The organism is Sphingobium sp. TomTYG73 (assembly GCF_055394245.1).
The window spans coordinates 156,466-175,748 of record NZ_AP027340.1 but is presented as its reverse complement, the minus strand read 5'-3'; the positions used below and the strand labels follow the sequence as shown (position 1 = coordinate 175,748).

Here is a 19,283-nt window from a genome sequence, read left to right as displayed (position 1 = left end):
GGTCCCGACCCGACGATCGCGATACGCACGCGGTCAGTCACTTATTGCCCCCCTCTTGCGAGATCACCCGCAGCCCCGGCGATGCCCCTGCCGGTTTATCGTGCGCGGATCAAGTCTTTGGGCACTCTATCAATTCCGCTGCGTCACGCTAGAGAGCAGTTGAGATTATCGGGGATGGTGGAAGTGACGAAGCTGAGCGTGGGGCGCATGGCTCTCATCGGAGCAGCCGGGCTGGCGATCGTGTCGGTCGGCTATAATGTCTGGCGCGACCGGCCGGAAAAGGCGGAGACGGCATCGGCCTCCGCCCCCTTCGCCGCGCCCGGCCAGCAGCCGTCCGATCCGGAAAGCGTCATCCGTGGCTTGCAGGAGCGCGTCGGCGCCAATCCCAACGATGCGGAAGGCTGGCAGATGCTCGGCTGGGCCTATTTCGAAAACGGCCGCCACGCCGACGCGGCGCGCGCCTATCGCCGTGCGGTAAAGCTGGCCCCGAACAACGCGACCTTCTGGTCATCGCTCGGCGAAGCGGTGGTCATGGCGAGCGAGCATGACCCGATGCCAAAGGAAGCGGCAGACGCTTTCGACAAGGCGGTGAAGCTCGACCCCAAGGAGCCACGCGCGAGATACTTCCAGGCAGTGCGCAAGGACCTGGTTAAGGATCATGAAGGGGCGATCCGCGATTGGCTGGCCCTGCTCGCCGACACGCCGCCGGGCGCGCCATGGGAAGCAGACTTGCGCCGGACCATTGAGCAGGTGGGCAAGATCAATGGCATCGAAGTCAAGGAACGCCTTGCCGCAGTAAAGCCAACCGCGCCGCATCCGCCGATCGGCTCGGTCGCGACAGCGGCAATCCCCGGCCCAAGCCGCGAGCAGATGCAGTCGGCGTCGCAGCTTCCCAAGGGCCAGCAGGACGCGATGATAGAGGGCATGGTGTCGGGGCTGGAGGCCAAGCTCAAGGCCAATCCCGGCAATGTCGACGGCTGGATCATGCTGATGCGCAGCCGGATGACGCTCGGCGAAACGGCCAAGGCGCAGGCGGTGTATGAGGCGGCGCGCAAGGCCAATCCGGGGGAGGCCGCAAGGCTGAAGGACGAGGCGCGGCTGCTGGGAGTGCCCGGAATCTGATCCCTACATATCTCGTCAACCCAGCTTCCGCCGGGATGACGGAAGTTTGGGATGCCGGGCGTTAAATAAATCCTCCCCATCGTCAGATGGGGAGGTGGCAGGCCAACGGCCTGACGGAGGGGAAGGGGCACGACCTGGGTAATTCCCCTCCCCTCGCCTCCAGAGCGGCGAGGACTGACGGGTGCAGCGGTTGGACCGGCCCTACGCCCTTATCCCGCTCCACCTCTGGGCCGATCCCGCCAATCTGGTGACAATCGCCGCTTGTCCCGATGGAGAATCGGGCCGAAATACACCAAATCGGTTCCACTTGCGGAGCAAATCGCAAAGACATTGCTCTAGGCCCTGATGCTGGCAGGCGCCATTTTCCATGGCGTGGGGCGGCATGGGGCAAATGGGTTTCAACAGGGTTCTGGATGGGCTGAAGGCGATTGTGGCGGCCATGACGCTCGTCACAATGGCCGCTCCCGCAGCGGCGCAGATCGCCGGGCCGGGAGAGGGTGCCTCTGCGCCAGTGATCGACCGGGACAGGGCCGATCGGGTCGCACCGGGCGTTGCGCCTGCGCCTTCCGTGAAGGTCGCTACGCCCGCCCCTGCGGTCGGAACGGTGGGAAATGCGGCCGAAAGCGTCCGGCTGGCGCGGGTGCATTATATGGGCACCTCCCTGCCCATGCCGCTGCTGGACAAGGCGGTGGCTCCGTTGATCGGACGGCCATTGACGCGCGAGACATTGCAGGCGGTGGCGAAGGCGGTAAGCGATGCCTACGCCCGCAGCGACATCGCCTTCTATTCCGTATCCATCCCGGCGCAGGTGCCCGCAGGCGGTCAGTTGATCGTGCGCTTGGTCGAAGGACGGGTGAAGGAATATCGGCTGGCAGGCGTTTCCCCCAGCATGCCGACCCGCCTGATCGAAGCGCAGATGCGGCGGCTGAAGCGCGATACTCCGCTGCGCAAGGCAACGCTGGAACGCGCGCTGGGCCTGCTGCGCGACATACCGGGCCAGAGCGTCGAGGCGCGGGTGCGGCAGGGCGGGGGCGAAGGCGATCTGATCCTGGACCTGATCGTCAAGCGGGAGCAGGTGCAGATCGGCATCCTGATCGACAATAGCGCCGTCAGCAACGTGATCGACGGCGTGCAGGCGCAATTGTCGGTCACGGCCAACGGGGTGCTGCGCGAAGGGGACAGCACGCGGATCGCGGGCTATTTGCCCTTTTACCCCGAACGCTATCAACTCTATTCGCTGAGCCATTCGACCCCGATCGGCAGCAACGGCACGACCCTGTCCGCCAACATCGCCCATATGAAAAGCCGCGTGCGCGACCGGCCGATCGAAGGAGAAGCGACGCTGGCGGGGGTGACGATCAGCCATGCGCTGGTCCGCTCCAACAAGACCAACCTGACCGTCAACGCCTCGATCGACGGGATCGACAGCAGCAATTATTTCCTCGATGTCCGATTTGGCGACTATAAATCGCGGGCGGTGCGGCTGGGCGCGTCCTGGTCGCACTCCGACCAGCGGCAAGGGCAGGCCCTGTCGGCGGTCGTCAGCCGAGGCGTGGGCCTATTGGGCGCGCGGGCCTTCACCGGCTTTTCGGAAAAAATCTTCACCAAGGTCAATGTGCAGGCGGTCGCCGTGCGCACCCTATCGAAGTGCGTCGCCCTGAAACTCAATGCGAAGGCGCAATATTCCCGCGACGGGCTGCCGGTGACAGAGCGCTTTTCATTAGGCGGCAGCGGCGCTGGCATGGCGTTCCCGTTGGGGATCAGGACCGCCGAACAGGCCATTGCGGGCGGCGCTGAACTCAGCTGGACGCCTGCGCGAACAGGGGTTTTGCAGAAGGCGACGCTCTTCACCTATGCCGATGGCGCGCTCGCGCATGCGGTGGCCCGCCCCCAATACCGCCTGCCTGCGGAGGATTTCTCGCTCGCATCGACTGGTGGCGGCGTGCGCATCGGCATCGGCAGCAAATGGAGGGCGAGCGCGGAGGTGGCGGTGCCGATCAAGCGCGCCGCCAGCGCAGATTCGCGCCGGGCGCGCTTCTTCTTCGGCATCGGGCGCGCCTTCTGACCCCATTTTGCGTGTACGCAAAGGAAGGCTGAGATCATGAACAATGTGTGGGAAGTGTGGCCGTCGGCGCTAACGGCTACCGAATGCGATGCCATCGTCAAGCGGGCGGACTTCTATGCCGACCAGTCGGCGACGGTCGGCTTCGCGGACAGCAGCCGCGACGATCAGACCTATCGGTCCTCCATCATCCGCTGGTTCGATCCGTTGCGGGAGAAAGACATTATCGACCGGCTGATGCAATTTGTCGGCGCCTCCAACCGGACCAATTTCGGGGTGGACATCGTTGCACCCTATGAAGTGCAGTTCACCGAATATCACGCGACGCAGCAGGGCAAATATGACTGGCATCAGGATGTGTGGCTGGAATCAGGCCGCCCGTTCGACCGCAAGCTGTCGGTCGTGGTGCAACTGTCCGAGCCGGACGAGTATGAAGGCGGTGCGTTCGAATTTTTCTGCGTAGCGCAACCCGGCGCGACCTTCGCGGCGCGGGGAAGCCTGTTGATCTTTCCCTCCTTCCTGCAACATCGGGTGCTGCCGGTAACAGCGGGGGTGCGGCGGAGCTTGGTGACCTGGGTCGAAGGGCCACGCTGGCGGTGAGGCGAGCTGTCATCGAAGCGCTACAGGCCCCTCTCCCCTTCAGGGGTCGGCCAGAGGCACGTGACTCTGGCCGAGGTGCCGAGCGTAGCGAAGGCGGGAGAGGGGACTGAAAGGCGACGTTGCTCCCCTCTCCCCAACCCTCTCCCCTGAAGGGGAGAGGGAGTAAGGCCGCTCGCCTAATCAGTTCCTCTTCCCACGCCCGCAGACTATATCGGACAGATCGAACCATAATGGACAAAGGTGGACAACGTCGCGAAGCCGCCCTTTTGCGCCGTTCAAAGCCGCCCAACCCCCATTTCCCTTATCCTCGCCCCCACTTTCCACCCAAAAACCACACCCACACGCCCTTTGCGTACCTAACCCAACACTTCCCACGTCCCCTCCAGCACCTCTTCGCCCCCAACACCCCAATCTCACCAAATCGGTGATTTTAGAAGAAGCCGTAAGGGAATGCCGTGCTTAGCCTTGTGGCCTTGCGATGATGTTCGCATTGAACAGGGAGATTGTAGCATGTCTTTGGTTGGGCCAGCGCGGTCAGGGCGGCGTCTGCTGCTTTGCGCCACGGCGATTCCGCTTTTCCTACTCGGCGCCTGCTCCGATGGCGTGGGTTTCAGTGTCCGCACGGCAGGCGGCAAGACGCCTTCCGGGCCATCAGGGCCATCAGGGCCAACCGGTCCCAGCGGCCCTGGTGGCCCCGGTGGCCCAACGGGTCCAGGCGGTCCCACGGGTCCGGGCGGCCCCAGCGGCCCCGGTGGCCCAACGGGTCCAGGCGGTCCCACGGGTCCAGGTGGACCCACCGGCCCGAACGGCCCTACGGGTCCAGGTGGTCCGACAGGCCCCGGCGGCCCAACAGGACCGAACGGCCCGACAGGTCCCGGAGGTCCTACTGGACCCGGTGGCCCCACAGGTCCGACCGGCCCGTCTGGACCCAGTGGCCCGACCGGCCCAACCAGCGGCTCGCTGATCGGCGTCAATCTGGGTAATCAGGCGATCACGGGTCCGACAGGTCCCGGATCATTGGTCGGCCTCAATGCCCTGTCCGACGCCGGGAGCGCGACCGGAACCGTTGCCACGGTCAATCTGCTGAACGGAGATGGCACCGTTGTGCAGGCCACCCTGCCGACCACCGTCGCGGGCGTGCAGCAGGGACTGGCGCCGGTGGGTTCGCTCGCCGGAACCTTGCTGGGCGATCAGGCGGGCGGCACCGTCACCCAGTTGACCGATGGCCTCGCGCCCGTAGTGGCAACGGTGACCTCCGCCGCCACTCAGGTGACGGCGCCCGTGCTCGACACGCTGAACGGCGCGCTCGCGCCCATCACGGCTCCGCTTGTCGGCAGCGATGGCGCGCTTGCCCCCGTTACGGGGCTGGTTGAAACCGTCGCGGGCGGCCTGACAGGTGCGCTCGGCGGTGGCGGCGAAGCGCCGGGCGCGCTGCTTGGCGCTCCGCTGATCGGCGCCAATGTCGGTGGTGAGGCGGTAACGGGTCCCTCCACCAGCGGCACGCTGGCCGGGGTCAACCTGTTGCCGTCCACCACGGCCCCGGCGCAGGGGCAGCTGCTGACCGCCGATGTGCTGACGCAGGGGACGATCGTCGATGTGACGGTCCCGACAACCACGACGGGCGTGGAGGCCGGACTTGCGCCGGTCGGCAACCTCGTCGGCGGCGTGCTGGGGGCGCAAGCGGGCGCTGCGGTCAATCAGGTCGTGACCGGCGCCGCGCCCGTCGTCGCCACGGTGACATCGACCGTCGACAGCGTCGCTTCCCCCGTGCTCGATGCCGTCAACGGACTGGCCCCGGCACTGCCCGCAGGCGGTAGCGGCGGCGGGGAATCGCTGCTGGCGCCAGTAACCGGATTGCTCGGTGGCGCTTCGGCTCCATCGACGGGCGAGCAAAGCCCGATCGCGCCGGTTACCGGCCTATTGGGAGGCTTGTTGGGTCGCTGAGCCTTCCCACGGAGGGGAGAGGAGGCGGTGGGCGCCGCCTCCTCAAACCTTCCCGTCCCTTTCCTTGTGCGCCGGGTTCACTGAAAGGATCTGCGTTTGACGAAACCCCATCAGGCCGAGCATCTGCTCGTCATAAGTCTCAATAATTTTCATGCGATCGAAGCGGCCTATGGTGCCGGTGCCGCCTGTGGCGCGGTCGATCATGTGACCCATGCGGCGCGGCGGCATCTGGGTCGCATCAACCTTCGCAACGTGGAGGGAGGCCACATCACGCTGACAGCGCGCTATCCGCTCATGCGATCCCTGCCTATGGGAAGGTTAGGCGAAAGGCTCTGCGAGGCGCTCGACAGCGAACCATTCCGGTACGAAGGCCGCGATATATTGCTGTCCATATCCGCAGGCCATGCCGACACCGGGGAAGGGGAGGCGCGCGCCCGGTTCACGGCCTCCAGCCTTCATCAGGGGGCCATTGCCATCCGACCCGGCGAGGCCACAGCCTTCTACCGCAAAGACATGGCGCAGGCCGCCGCTCTCTTGCATCAGGTGCAGGACGGCACAGCCTTCATCCGCTGGCGTCCGGTGTCGCGGGCAGAGGATAACCGCGGAACCCTATATCATGAAGCGACGCTGACCGGCGACCAAGCCGACTGCGCCACAAGCTACGCCGCGCTGGAGCGGCTCGGCCTGGCCCACCTGATCGACCGATTGCTGGTGCGCGACGTGCTGCGCGAACTGGAAGGCGACCCGACCGCCTGCCTCTCCGTCGCGCTGTCGCCCCAAAGCCTGTCGCTCAACCTGCACGGTGAAGGGGCGGGCTGGGGCGAACTGCTCGACCGGCTAAGGCACGCCCCCCAAGTCGCACGGCGGCTGGTGATCGAGATCAGCGACCATAGCGACATCCTCCTGTTTCGCGACGCGCTGGCCTTCGTCAGGACCCTGCGCGCGTTGGGCGTCCGGATATCGGTAGCGCGCTTCGGGTCGGGCCGCGCCTCGGTCGGGCAGCTGATGGCGCTGTCCCCCGACATGGTGAAGCTGGACCGCCCGTTCCTGCACACGGCCTGTGCATCGGAAAGCAACCGGTCGCGCGTCGCCTATCTTCTGGGTCTTGCCCGCACCATGACATCGACCGTGATCGTCGATGGCGCCGAGTCAGCCTACGTTGATCCCGCTTTTGCGTACACGCAAAGAAGGCTCCCGCTGCCCCTCACTCGCACCATTACGGACGCAGTCCAGCGGGCGGGGCAGGGCACATGGCGCTAGTGCAGTCCCGGCAACGGAGGACGGATGGAATGGTGGCCCTGATACGGGAGATGATGGCGACGCTGTCCCGCGATGGCAAAATCGGCCGCGCGGCCATGGTCGAGCAGGAGGCGCTGGGTCGCCTGGACGACCGGCTCACCAGCTTTGCCGAGAGCAAGGTCGACAGCCGCGCGCCGATGCTGATCCGGCCGGGCGAATGCGTCGTCTGGGACGGCAATCCGCGCGATCAGCCCGGCCTCAATCCTGACAGCTGCCGGTCGCTGATCGAATCCATCGCGGCCGAAGGCGGCAACCGCATTCCCGTGCTGGTGCGGTTGAACACCGGCGCGTCGGAGCAGCCCTATCAATTGCTCGTCGGCAGCCGCCGCCGCTTTGCGATCGACTGGCTCAACCATAATGGCCGCCCTGAATTGCGCCTCAACGCGCTGCTGGTCGAACTGTCGGACGAGGAGGCCTTCCGTCTCGCGGATATCGAGAATCGGGAACGGGCCGACATTTGCGAACTCGACCGCGCGCGCAGCTATCAGCAGGCGGTGGACCGTTTCTACGGTGGCGTGCAATCGCGCATGGCGCAAGCGCTGGGCCTGTCCAACAGCCAGCTGAGCCGCCTTCTCGCCCTTGCCCAACTGCCCGAAGAGGTGATCCAGGCCTTCGCCACGAAGGAAGATCTGAAGGTCCGCTATTCCGAATTGCTGACCCCGCTGCTGCGCAGGAACGAGCAGCGAGCGGACGTGATCGCCGAAGCGCGGATCATCGCGACAGAGCAGCAGGCGCGCGCGGCCGGTGACGGGGCGATGCTGCCATCCGCAACGGTCCTGTCCCGTCTGCGTCAGGCCGCCGCGCGGCGGCCCAGGGATATGGGTGAGATCGTGATCCTCGCAGACGGCGATCGCATCGGCCGGGCGCGCGTCGCTAAAGGAGCCGTCATGCTGGACGTCAGCATCGCCAACGATGCTGATCTCGACGCCTTGCTCGCGACGTTGCGCGAAACCATATCGGCCGCGCGGGCGATGGCCTAAGCGGCCACGGCGCATGATTTCGGGCCTACGCACCACCGGGGTGCCGCCGGTCGGCCGTTTCTCCAATGCGCAGTATTAAGGGCCGGTTCAAGCTTATTGGCGATAAGTAACTTGCGCGGGCGGATGGCTTTGCGTAAATTATATGGCAGCAGTTATCGTGGTCGGGCTGATCGCCATATGGTTCATATGGCCGAGCGGCCCGTCCTGCTACGTCAGGTAGCGAGTGAGAGGATCAAGAAATGGCGACATCGTCGGACTATCGTCTGGGAGACTTCACCTTTCCGCGTGGCTGGTTCATGGTGGGTGAGAGCGCTGAGGCGACGAGCACGCCCAAGGCGATGCGCTATCTTGGCCAGGACATGGTGATGTACCGTGGCGAGAGCGGCAAGGTCTATGTGACCGAAGCCTATTGTCCGCACATGGGCGCGCATCTGGCGAAGAACACGACGAGCTATATCGTCCGCGATGGTGAGCAGGTGGAGGGCGAATCGATCCGCTGTCCCTTCCATGGCTGGCAATATGGCCCCGACGGCCAGTGCAAGAACATCCCCTATTCCGACTTCGTGCCCAAGGCAGCCAAGCTCAAGACCTTCCCGGCGATGGAACGGGCGGGCACGATCTGGATCTGGCATGATCCTGAAGGGCTCGAACCCAATTTCGACCTGCCCGATTTTGGCGGCCATTATGACGCGCCGGGCTGGGTCAACTGGAAGATCGACTATATGGGCGATCTTGATATCCATCCGATCGAGGTGGTCGACAATATGGCCGACTTTGGCCACTTCATTCCGATCCATGGCGCCAAGGATTTCGTCTACTTCGCCAATGAGTTCAAGGATCATATCGTCCACCAATATTATGCCGCCGGACATCGCACGCTGACGCTGAACCCCGAAGACGTGCTGACGCTCGACACCTGGTATACCGGCCCGTCGATCCTCCAGTCGGAGATGGCGGGGACGTTCGACAGCTTCATCATGATCACCCACACCCCGATCGAGGATGGCAAGATCCGCGTCTGGCATGGCCTGATGGTGCAGGTGAATGACGGCACCGCGCCGGTGACGGACGAGCTACGCGCCGCAGCGCTGGAATATCAGGAAGGCAGCCGCCTCGCCTTCGCCCAGGATGTCGAGATCTGGCAGAACAAGCGGGCGTGCCTCAACCCGCTCGTCATCCCCAATGACGGCCCCTATGGCAAGGTGCGCAGCTGGTACAAGCAGTTCTACAACCCCCGCGACAAGACGCCCGACATGCACAAGCGCACCAACGGCCTGCATGTCACACTCGACAAGCGTAGTTCCACGCAGGCGGCATAATGGCGGATCAGGTTGCGCCAGCGGTCGCTTGGCGCAACTAACCGCGTTCAGGATGGATGGCCCGATCGGGCGGATTTTCCAGGCAATGACGGCCGTGTGAGCGGCCGGATCAGGAGGCACGAAAAATGGCTACTTTGGCGGTAGAGGCACAGGATTGCATGCGCTCGATGGGGCATGTCGCCCTATATTATCCGAATGCGGAGGACGGCCCTGTCGCGGCCAAGCTGCTCAAGCTTCTGGGCTTCGTGGAAACGCAGATGCTGCCCTTTCCCCAGGGAAACTTCTATCGTTTCGTGGTGCATAACGACAACCGCAGCCGCGGCGATGGCATCTTTTACCTCGCCGCGCTGCCAGCGGCGCAGGCCGCGCTGAACAAGGCCGCGCGCGAAGCGCTGGGCTATGGCACGGACAAGGAACATGCTGCGGTTGCCGCGCTGCGCGAAGCTGTCGACTCCGATCCCGAATATACGTTCCACATCGGAACGCTGGTCGATTCTTTCGAAGTGATCGAAAAGATGACGCTTGCCCTCATCGACGCGAACGAAAATGATCCGGACCTGAAGGGCCGCCTGAAGGTAAAGGTCAATCGCCCCCGTCAGGGCAATGCGGAAATCGACGCGCAACTGGACGCGTCACCCGCCTTCGGCAACGTCACGCGCTATGCCTATGGCCGCAACGGCCTTCAGCTGTTTGTCGAGACGGATTTGCTGACGAGCGGCCAGATCGGCGACACGCTGATCCTGGAGTTCGACTATGTGTGGCCGGGCTTTGACAGCCACATCCTGTCGGTGGTCGAACTCTGATCTACGGGTAGCAAGGGGTGCCTGCTCGCAGCCGCAGATGGCGGCGCGGGCTGCTCCCTCACCCACCAAAATCAACGCCAGATTTATGCGGCAAGCTGCGCCGTCGCAGCCCCATGCCGACGATGCATGTCACCACTCCGGCGACTAGGGCATGATCATTATTAGAGCATCGTGCGCAAAAGTGGGAACCGGTTTTGCGCAAAAAACGATGCGGCGACAAATAGCTAGAGCGCGCGTCTTGCGTCGGATTTAACGCAGCGCGCTCTAGTACTCGTCACCCCGGACTTGATCCGGGGTCCCGCTTCTGTTCTGACGCTGTCGAGGCAGCGGGACCCCGGGTCGAGCCCGGGGCGACGGAAAAGCAGCCTTAATGCCGATGCTTCCGTCTAAGACGATCACGCTCAGGGTAGACATTGCGTATCCCGTGGCTTTTATCGCAGCGGCGTTGATCATTTCGCTTGGTTGAATGTTTCTAAATGTTGCTGGTTCCGAATGACCAGCGGCAGCAGCATTAGGGACATGATATGGACCGCATCTTCACCGCCATGGCCACCCGGATCGCCTCGGCCGCTGGCCAGCCGCTCAGCTTTGTGTTCGCGCTGGGGCTCATTCTGATATGGGGCGTGACCGGCCCCTTGTTCGGCTATTCGGACACCTGGCAGCTGATCATCAACACCGGCACGACCATCGTCACTTTCCTGATGGTCTTCCTGATCCAGAACAGCCAGAACCGCGACGCCGCCGCCATGCAGGCAAAGCTGGACGAGGTCATCCGCGCTCTGGACGCCGCGCGCGAACAGTTTATCGGCATAGAGCATCGCAGCGCGAACGAGGTCGAAGAAATCCGCGCCGCGCTGGAAAAGGAAGTCGGCTGCGACGAAGGGAAAGCCGGTACAGCCGACGATAGCGTCGAACATGTCCTGCGACGGACCTAGAGCCTGCCTCGCACTCCAGATCAGGATCGGTTTCCCGCTCGTATGAGTTTACGCCCTCGGCTCCTTTTCCGTCACCCCGGGCTCGACCCGGGGTCCCGCTGCCTCGGCAGCGTCAGAACAGAAGCGGGACCCCGGAGCAAGTCCGGGGTGACGATCACGCAAACATGATCATGCTCTAGCGGACAGGAAGCGGAAAGGGAGAGGGTGGTAAAAGAACCTCTCATAAACCGCGCTGCGACAGCATCAGACCCCAAAGCCGCCCGACACCGAAATCACCTGCCCGGTCACATAGCGGGCGCGTTCGGATGCAAAGAACACCGCCGCCTGACCGATATCCTCCGACTGGCCCCAGCGCTTCAGGCAGAGCAGCTTCTTGGTTTCCGCGATCCAATAATCGTCGAACACGCCCTGCGCGGTCAGTTCGTGGAACATGCCCGCGTCGATGACGCCGACCAGCACCGAATTGGCGCGGATCTCATGCTTGCCCTCTTCCTTGGCGATGCCCTTGATCAGCGCTTCATTGGCCGCCTTAGGGGCCACCGACAGGCCATCGAGCTTGGGCCACCAATCATGCCCCGCCGATCCCAGATGGACGAACGACCCACCGCCCTTTTCGCGCATGTGCGGGATGAAGGCGCGGGCGGCATTGTAAAAGCCGAACACCTCGACCTCCATCGCCTGGCGGAACTGATCGTCGCTCCATTCGGCGATCGCGACCTGCGGCACCAGCGGCCCCGCGCCCCACACGACGCTATGCACGCGGCCATGGGCGGCGGTGGCGGACGCGACGACCGCATCGACCGAAGCGCGATCGCGCACATCGACCTGATGCAGGCTGGCCTTGACGCCCAGCGCTTCGATCGCCTGCGCCGTCGCCTCGGCCACGTCCTTCTTGCTGCGATAGCAGATGGCGACGTCCGTGCCCGACTTGGCGAACTCGACCGCGACGCCCTTGCCGATCCCGCCGCTCCCGCCAAAGATCAGCGCCGCGCCTTCCGGGAAATCCCTGTTCATTTCTATACTATCCTCTGTTCGTTATGAATGTCATTCGGCCGCTGCGGCCGTCGGCGCCTGATCCAGCCCTTTGGTGGCATGGTCGCCATTGGCGCGGCCCTGATGGCCCGCCGCCTGCGCGCGCGGATTGTAGAATTGCCGATACCATGCGCGGTTGCGGTGGAACGGCCCATCGGTCGGCAGGCGCAATATCTGCAACGCTGGCGCCTTCGTCCGCCAAATCTCGAAATCCTGCGAGAAGGCGGACAGGCCAAGCTGCTGATATTGACCATGCAAGGTCACATCCTCTGCCGAGGGCGGCACCTGTCGTCCCCGCGTGATGATGCCATGCCACACATGGGTCACGCCATCCTCGACCGGCGTATGCAGTACGATCTGAACCGCGTCCGTCTCGCCGGAAAAGCGTGCGATCAATATGCCCGGCCCGGTATAATAGGCATCGACGTCTAGTACGCCGCCCTCGCTGGTCATCGTCTCATGACCTCCGCCGGAAAGCTGCCGTCCGGTGACGCCGTCGAAGCGCGAGTTGAAATAGGCGAGCCGTTGCCCATGGACCGGCCCGAAATGCCGCGCATCGACCAGATTGTCGATAATCTCCTGCGGATGCACCGGAATCTGCCCCAGATCATCATAGATGCAGCGCACCCAGCCCGCATCTTCCCATTCCGGCAGGTCCGGCAAGGGGTAGTCGGGCTCCATCTGCTCGGGATCATGCCAGGCGAACAGACATCCGAACCGCTCCTCCACCGGATAGGCGCGCACCCGCGCCGCCGGGGGCAGCGGCCCGTCGAAATAGGGCACATTGTTACAGATCCCGTCCGGCCCAAAGCGCCACGCATGATAGGGACAACGGATCGAATCCCCCTCGATCCGCCGCGCGCCCGCACCGGAACTTTGCTCGGCCGCCAGATGCGCGCCCATATGCGGGCAATAGGCATCGAGCAGCGCCGCGCGCCCGCTTTCCCCACGATACAGCACCAGATCGCGCCCGAACATGCGCAGCGCGGTGGGCGCGGCCACGGCATCCTCGGCCCGCGCGATCATGAACCAGCCACGGGGAAAAGTGAATTCGCCCAAGCCATAGTCGGCCGTGGTCGCCATCCGTCCATCCTCTCTCTTATCTCGCGCGCATAGTGGGATAAGGACACCACCGGATCAATTCACGCTTGCTCCCGGCAATCATTATATGATCCCATGCGATCACCTAACGATCGGACTTCAGACATGCCGCAAAATGAAAGCCCCGGCGTCGCTGCCATCCTGGCCCAACTCCGCCACGAACTGCGCATGCAAGGCGTCCGGGTAGCGGACCTCGCCGCCCGCATGGACGTCGCGGAGCCGACCCTCTGGCGCTGGCTGCGGGGGAGGGGGCTGACGCTCGACAATCTCGACCGCCTTTGCCTCGCCATCGGCATCGACGTGCGTGACCTGCTAGCCCGATCGGCCGACAGCGGCGCGGATCGCTTCACCCTGGCGCAGGAGCGCGTCCTCGCCGCCGACCGCAGCCTCGCGCTGCTCTTCTTCCTCGTCCTCAACGGCGCGCAGCGGGCGGAGTGCCAGTCGACGCTCGGCATCGACACGGCCGCGCTGGACGAAGCGATCGAGCGGCTCCGGCGCCTCGGCCTGGTCGACAGCCTGCCCGGCGGACGCCTGCGCCCCCTCACCAGCCGCGCCGTCCGCTGGCGCCCGGGCGGCCCCCTCGACCAGGCCTTCAACCGCGTGGTAAAGCATTTCTTCCTCGGCCCCTCGCTGCTGGAGGGGGACGCCCGCTATGTCTCGGATATGCTCTGGCTAGGCCCCAATGGCCGCGACCGGGTGCAGGCGCTGTTCGAACGACTACGCGACGACGCCTATCTGATCGCCCGGCAGGAACGCGAAGCCGCCGCCGACACCGGCGATTGGTCCGCCCTTTTCCTGCTCGTCCGCCCCTTGGCAATGGCCCGCGTCACCGAAGACCTTTAAGCCCCCAGCCACCAAAGCATCCCGGTCAGCGTGATCGACGCCATCGTCGTCGTCAGCATGACCGCCCATGCGCTCAGTTCCATCGCCCAGCGCCCCGCCTTCCCCGCCAGCACAAAGCTCGACGCGCCACACGGCATCGCCGCCATCAATATCGCGACCTTCGCCCAAAGCGGCGGGATCGGCGGCAGCATCCACAACAGCCCCGCCGTGATCAGCGGCTGCACAAGCAGCTTCAAAGCAACGACCCGCCCGATCGGTCCGGGCGTCGCGCTGCGCCGGGGCAGCGCGATGAAAATGCCGATCGCCGTCAGCGCGCACGGCGCCGTCGCCTGCGCCAGCGTCTGCATCAATATGTCGGCCGGTCCCGTCAGCGGCAGGCGCAGCACTGACCAGACGCACCCCAGCACCGCCATCAGGATCAACGGATTGCGCACCGTCGATCGCGCCGCGAGCTTCAATCCGGTGCCCACCCCATGGCCCTGGCTCGCCGTCACCTCGCTCATCACCAGACCGACCGTGAACACGATCGCCGAGTAAATCAGCATCGTCACGGACACCGGCGCGACCGCCTCCGGCCCCCAGGCCAGCGTCGCCACCGGCAGGCCGATAAAGCCCGTATTGCTGAAACAGGCGCACAAAGCCGCGATATTCGCATTCGCCCCCGACCGCCCGAACCGCCGCGCAATCGCAAAGGCCAGCGCATAGGTGATCAGCGCGCCCAGCGTCACCGCGATGAACATGCCCGGCACGGCCAGATTGCTCGGGTCCATATGCGCGATCGACCGAAATGTGAGGATGGGCAGCGTGATGGCGATGACGAAGCGGTTCAGCACTTCGAACGCGCGATCGCCCAATATGTCATAGCGCCCGCACACATAGCCGATCAGGATCAGCCCAAACACCGGGACCAGCGCGCCCAGGATCGTCACAGCCATGAAAAGCGCCCCTCATGCTCGACGGCTTCGCTCCCGCCGCGATGCGCCTCCTATGACAGGACCGTTGCGGCGGAAATGCCTTTCTGCGCAATCGTCAGTGCATACAGGACAATCGATCGCATCTGTATCAAGGCTCCTTTTCCGTCACCCCGGGCTTGACCCCGGGTCCCGCTGCCTCGGCAGCATCAGATAAGAAGCGGGACCCCGGATCAAGCCCGGGGTGACGATCACTCAAACATGATCATGCTCTAAAGGATCAGCGGCCAAATTGCGCCACGCTGCTCTCAAAGCTGCGCCGCGCGGCTTCGACAAGCGGAAGCTGGCGAAACGCATCGGACAGGATTTCCACGCCATAACGACCGTCATAGCCCGCCCGACCCATCGCGCGGATAAAGCCCGGCACATCAAACTCACCCTCGCCGCACAGCTTGCGATGGCGCATCGTATCTTCCGTGATCTCACCCTGCATCGCCATCGTCGCGTCGCATAGTTCAGCAGCGATGATGAAGCGCGCAGGCAACCCCGCAACCTCGTCCATCGTGCCGCCAGAGCGCATCACATGCCAGATATCGACCAGCAGCCCGCCATTGGCCGCGTCCGCCGCAGCCACCATCTCCAGCGCGGAACCAAGGTTCGGCAGCATCGAAAAGGGCAGCATTTCCAGCCCGATCATCAGCCCATGATCCGCCGCCTGCGCACAAAGCGCCGCAAACTCGCCAGACAGAGCTGCCCCCGCCGGATCGTCGGGCAGGAAAGGCGGCATCACCTTGATATGCCGCGCGCCCAGCGCGTCGGCGGCGCGGAACAGCTCCACCCTTGCCGCATCCGACCGAACCCGACGCTCCCCCGATGCAAACCAATCCGCCAGATATTCCAGCTCAACGATCTTCTGCCCGGCATCATCCAGCAGCCGCTTGAGCGAGCCATAATCCCGCCCACTCGCCTCCCAGGCAAGCAGGTCGCCCAGCCAAAAGCCCGTCCCCGCATAGCCCGCGCGCGCCGCCGCTTCGATCCGCTGGTCCAGCGGAAAGCGGCCAAGATTGTCCGGCCGGTCGGGCCGGACATTGCCTGCCGTGGTCCAGCAGGTGGCGATCAGTTGCGGCGCGCTCACGGCCTTTCCGGATCAATCCATGCGCGGCGTTTCGACACCGGCGTTGCGGCAGGCATAGTCGAGCAGCGCCGAATAATCCTTGTTCGCATAGTCGGTCGCTCGCGCGCCACCGAACGCGGCATGCGCCGCCGCGCCCATGGGCAGGCCGACGCGGTTTTCCGCCGCCGCGTTCATCGCCAGCGTCAAGTCCTTGAACGCGAGGTCAATGGTGAAGCCCGGCTCCATATCGCCCTTCAGCACCTTGTTCACCATCAGCACATGGAACTGGCCGTTGCGCGCCGTGGTGTTGCCGGTCACGTCATGCATGGTCTGGATGTCGAGGCCCAGCTTCGTACCCAGCGCCAGCGATTCCGCAACGATCTGCGCCGTCGACAGCAGCATGAAATTGTTGATCACCTTCATGCGGCTGCCCATGCCCGGCTTGCCGCAGCGGAAGATGTCGGTGCCCATCGCCTTCAGCGCCGGTTCGACCCGCGCGAATTCCGCGTCCTCCGCGCCGACCATGAACAATGATTCCCCGCGTTCGGCATGCAGCGACAGACGGCCGATCGGCGCATCGACAAAGCCGATGCCCTTGGCCGCGCAGGCCGCCGCCACCCGGTCCGTGCCCTTTGCATCGATGGTGGAAAGGTCCATCAGTACGGCACCTGCGTCGATGTTGGCCAGCACGCCGTCCTCGCCCAGCACCACCGCTTCGACATGCTGCGTCGCGGGCAGGACGGTGATGACGATGTCCTGACCCCGGCTTGCCTCGGCGACCGTGGCGGCCTTGGCCGCGCCCAGCGCTGCCACCTTGTCCATCTTCTCCGCGTCGATGTCGTACACCGTGACCGCAAAGCCCTTGCGCTGAAGGTTCGATGACATGGGCAGACCCATGGCGCCCAGCCCGATGAAACCGATCTTGGTGGTCATGCTGTAATCCTCTCAATCTTGAGCCGGGCGTCCCCGGCATGATGAACTGCTATTTCCCGATCTTTCAAGAACGAAGCGGAGCGGTACTCCTGCCATCTTCGTCACCCCGGACTTGACCCCGGCTTTCGCCGGGGTGACGGAGGGGGGAGGGCCATAATCACCGTCCTCCTCCTCCGCGTCTCCGCGCAAAAATCAATGCAGCTTTTCCGCGATAACCCCCGCTTCCACAAGCGCCGCAATCTGCCCTTCGGACAATCCCAGCACGTCGCTCAACACGTCACGCGTATCCTCGCCCGAACGCGGCGGCGCACGGCGATAATCGGCGGGCGTCTTGGAAAATTTCCCAGGATAGCCCAGCACCTTGACCGGCGTTCCGTCCGACCGAACCATGTCCTTGATGACACCGCGCGCGGCAATATGCTCGTCTGCAAGAATGTCGGGTATCTCATTGACCCGCCCGCCCGGCAGCTTGGCCGCTTCCATCGCGGCGATCAGATCATCCGACTTCCACTTGGCGATCGCCGGTCCCATCTCGTCCTGCAACGCCTTGCGGTTAGGCGACCGGTTGCCATTGTCGATAAAGCGCGGATCGTCCGGCAGGTCCGGCCGCCCGATCAGATCGCAGAAGCTGCGGAACTGCCGGTCATTGCCCAACGCCACCAATATGTCGCCGTCGGAGCAGGAGAAATCCTGATAGGGCACGGTATTGGGATGCTCATTGCCCAGCCGCCGGGGGATCATGCCGCCATTCATATAGTTGGACGCCTGATTGGCGAGCAGCGCCACCTGCGTGTCGAGCAGCGACATGTCGATATGCTGGCCTTCGCCCGTGCGGTCGCGATGGGCGAGCGCGGCAAGGATGGAGATCGCCGAATAGAGCCCCGTCACCAGATCGCTGATCGGGATGCCCACCTTCATCGGCCCGCCGCCCGCCTCACCGTCGGGACGGCCGGTGATCGACATCAGCCCGCTCATGCCCTGGATCAGGAAGTCGTAACCGCCGCGATCCTTGTACGGTCCATCCTGACCAAAGCCGGTGATGGAACAATAGATGAGCTTGGGATTGATCGCGGACAGCGACGCATAATCCAGCCGATATTTGTTAAGCCCGCCGACGCGGAAATTCTCGACCACGATGTCCGCGCCCAGCGCGATCTCGCGGATCAGGTCGGCGCCACGCGGGTCGGCAAGGTTGATCGCAACCGACTGCTTGTTGCGGTTCGCGCACAGATAATAGGCCGCGTCCTTCGACCCGTCGTCCAGGAAGGGAGGCCCCCAGCGGCGGGTGTCGTCGCCTTGCCCCGGCTGCTCGACCTTGATCACGTCCGCGCCCAGATCGCCCAATATCTGCGTTGTCCACGGCCCCGCCAGCACGCGCGACAGGTCGAGCACCTTGATCCCGGCCAGAGGCCCGGTGGCTGTCTGCTGCTCGCTCACTTGTTCTTGAACTCCGGCGCGCGCTTGCCAAGGAAAGCGGCGATCGCTTCATGATGATCTTCGGTATAGTGGGCCAGCGACTGATAGCCCGCGGCCATTTCCAATAGCGTGGTCAGCTTCATGTCGGCCCCTTCGCGCATCAGCCGCTTCGCCATGCGCGTCGCATGACCCGGATTGGCGGCGATCTTGCCCGCCAGTTCCAGCGCCCGGTCCATCAGCTTGTCGGCGGGCAGCACTTCGGCGACCAGCCCATATTCCAGTGCCGTCTTGGCGTCGATCGCGTCGCCGGTCAGCGTCATGATATTGGCGCGCTGCGGCCCGATCAGGCGCGGCAACAGCCAGCCGCCACCGCCGCCCGGAATGATGCCCAGCTTCACATAGCTTTCGGCGACCACGGCCGTGTCGGCCATCAGGCGGATGTCGCACATGCAACTGATGTCGAGGCCAAGGCCGATCGCCGGGCCATTGATCGCCGCGATGATGGGCACTTCCAGTTCATGGATAGCCGGGCCGATCAACTGCACGCTGGTGCGATAGGCGTTGCGGATTTCATAGGGCGTGCCGCCGAACATGCCCGATCGTTCGGCCATATATTTGACATTGCCGCCTGCGCTGAATGCCTTGCCATTGCCGGTCAGGACGATCGCCCGCACCGAATTGTCCCGCACCATCTGGCGGCAGAAATCGACGATCTCCTCGCTATGCGCGACCTCGGTGATCGTGTTGCGTTCTTCGGGGCGGTTGAAACGGGCGATGACGACGGGGCCGTCGCGCTCGACGAGAAGAAACGGGTCCAAGCGGGGCTCTCCCAATCCAAACATGAAAAGATCGCAGGACGCTAGGCGCTC

General features: G+C 64.3%; 17 protein-coding genes. 10 read left to right on the top strand and 7 right to left on the bottom strand.

The window, feature by feature from the left end; all coding sequences use genetic code 11:
• Nucleotides 1–174: 174 nt before the first annotated feature.
• The 9 genes from ACZ5TH_RS13780 to ACZ5TH_RS13740 all read left to right on the top strand — a co-directional run bounded on the left by ACZ5TH_RS13780 (nucleotide 175) and on the right by ACZ5TH_RS13740 (nucleotide 11,064).
• Complete coding sequence (locus ACZ5TH_RS13780; RefSeq protein ID WP_464795566.1) at nucleotides 175–1,122, top strand: tetratricopeptide repeat protein; 948 nt, start codon at nucleotides 175–177, stop codon at nucleotides 1,120–1,122.
• A gap of 367 nt (nucleotides 1,123–1,489) precedes the next feature.
• Nucleotides 1,490–3,187, top strand: a complete 1,698-nt coding sequence (locus ACZ5TH_RS13775) for a ShlB/FhaC/HecB family hemolysin secretion/activation protein (RefSeq protein ID WP_464795565.1) — start codon at nucleotides 1,490–1,492, stop codon at nucleotides 3,185–3,187.
• A gap of 36 nt (nucleotides 3,188–3,223) precedes the next feature.
• On the top strand, nucleotides 3,224–3,784 hold the full coding sequence (locus tag ACZ5TH_RS13770) for a 2OG-Fe(II) oxygenase (RefSeq protein WP_464795564.1): 561 nt from the start codon (nucleotides 3,224–3,226) through the stop codon (nucleotides 3,782–3,784).
• Nucleotides 3,785–4,294: 510 nt separating this feature from the next.
• Complete coding sequence (locus tag ACZ5TH_RS13765) at nucleotides 4,295–5,728, top strand: hypothetical protein (RefSeq protein ID WP_464795563.1); 1,434 nt, start codon at nucleotides 4,295–4,297, stop codon at nucleotides 5,726–5,728.
• 96 nt (nucleotides 5,729–5,824) lie between these two features.
• Nucleotides 5,825–6,988, top strand: a complete 1,164-nt coding sequence (locus ACZ5TH_RS13760) for an EAL domain-containing protein (RefSeq protein ID WP_464795562.1) — start codon at nucleotides 5,825–5,827, stop codon at nucleotides 6,986–6,988.
• 29 nt (nucleotides 6,989–7,017) lie between these two features.
• Complete coding sequence (locus ACZ5TH_RS13755) at nucleotides 7,018–8,007, top strand: ParB/RepB/Spo0J family partition protein (RefSeq protein ID WP_464795561.1); 990 nt, start codon at nucleotides 7,018–7,020, stop codon at nucleotides 8,005–8,007.
• 239 nt (nucleotides 8,008–8,246) lie between these two features.
• Nucleotides 8,247–9,326: a Rieske 2Fe-2S domain-containing protein gene (locus tag ACZ5TH_RS13750; RefSeq protein WP_449469484.1), complete on the top strand. Its 1,080-nt coding sequence runs from the start codon at nucleotides 8,247–8,249 to the stop codon at nucleotides 9,324–9,326.
• A gap of 125 nt (nucleotides 9,327–9,451) precedes the next feature.
• Nucleotides 9,452–10,129 carry a hypothetical protein gene (locus tag ACZ5TH_RS13745; protein WP_464795560.1) on the top strand — a complete coding sequence of 226 codons (678 nt, stop codon included), beginning with the start codon at nucleotides 9,452–9,454 and terminating at the stop codon, nucleotides 10,127–10,129.
• 524 nt (nucleotides 10,130–10,653) lie between these two features.
• The gene (locus tag ACZ5TH_RS13740) at nucleotides 10,654–11,064 is read left to right on the top strand and encodes a low affinity iron permease family protein (protein WP_449469518.1); all 411 of its coding nucleotides are present in this window, start codon (nucleotides 10,654–10,656) and stop codon (nucleotides 11,062–11,064) included.
• 243 nt (nucleotides 11,065–11,307) lie between these two features.
• On the opposite strand, the gene ACZ5TH_RS13735 is transcribed toward ACZ5TH_RS13740, so the two are convergent.
• A complete protein-coding gene (locus ACZ5TH_RS13735; protein WP_464795559.1) occupies nucleotides 11,308–12,078 on the bottom strand; it encodes an SDR family NAD(P)-dependent oxidoreductase in 771 nt (256 codons plus the stop codon).
• Nucleotides 12,079–12,108: 30 nt separating this feature from the next.
• Entirely contained in the window at nucleotides 12,109–13,179 is a 1,071-nt protein-coding gene (locus tag ACZ5TH_RS13730; RefSeq protein WP_460988620.1) for a Rieske 2Fe-2S domain-containing protein, read from the bottom strand.
• Between the two features lie 93 nt (nucleotides 13,180–13,272).
• Between ACZ5TH_RS13730 and ACZ5TH_RS13725 the strand changes: the two genes are divergently transcribed.
• Nucleotides 13,273–14,040, top strand: coding sequence for a helix-turn-helix domain-containing protein (locus tag ACZ5TH_RS13725; RefSeq protein ID WP_464795558.1), 768 nt, complete (start codon nucleotides 13,273–13,275; stop codon nucleotides 14,038–14,040).
• Here ACZ5TH_RS13725 and ACZ5TH_RS13720 read toward each other — a convergent pair.
• The 5 genes from ACZ5TH_RS13720 to ACZ5TH_RS13700 form a co-directional block, all read right to left on the bottom strand.
• On the bottom strand, nucleotides 14,037–14,975 hold the full coding sequence (locus tag ACZ5TH_RS13720) for an AEC family transporter (RefSeq protein WP_464773258.1): 939 nt from the start codon (nucleotides 14,973–14,975) through the stop codon (nucleotides 14,037–14,039). The two genes, ACZ5TH_RS13725 and ACZ5TH_RS13720, sit on opposite strands and share 4 nt — an antisense overlap.
• 256 nt (nucleotides 14,976–15,231) lie before the next feature.
• On the bottom strand, nucleotides 15,232–16,086 hold the full coding sequence (locus tag ACZ5TH_RS13715) for a sugar phosphate isomerase/epimerase family protein (protein ID WP_464795557.1): 855 nt from the start codon (nucleotides 16,084–16,086) through the stop codon (nucleotides 15,232–15,234).
• Nucleotides 16,087–16,098: 12 nt separating this feature from the next.
• Nucleotides 16,099–16,998 (bottom strand): NAD(P)-dependent oxidoreductase, encoded by a 900-nt coding sequence (locus ACZ5TH_RS13710; RefSeq protein WP_464795556.1) that lies wholly within the window; start codon nucleotides 16,996–16,998, stop codon nucleotides 16,099–16,101.
• Between the two features lie 192 nt (nucleotides 16,999–17,190).
• Nucleotides 17,191–18,435 (bottom strand): CaiB/BaiF CoA transferase family protein, encoded by a 1,245-nt coding sequence (locus ACZ5TH_RS13705; protein WP_464795555.1) that lies wholly within the window; start codon nucleotides 18,433–18,435, stop codon nucleotides 17,191–17,193.
• Nucleotides 18,432–19,232 carry a crotonase/enoyl-CoA hydratase family protein gene (locus ACZ5TH_RS13700; protein WP_464795554.1) on the bottom strand — a complete coding sequence of 267 codons (801 nt, stop codon included), beginning with the start codon at nucleotides 19,230–19,232 and terminating at the stop codon, nucleotides 18,432–18,434. The genes ACZ5TH_RS13705 and ACZ5TH_RS13700 overlap by 4 nt, the downstream gene beginning before the upstream one ends.
• Nucleotides 19,233–19,283: the final 51 nt, after the last annotated feature.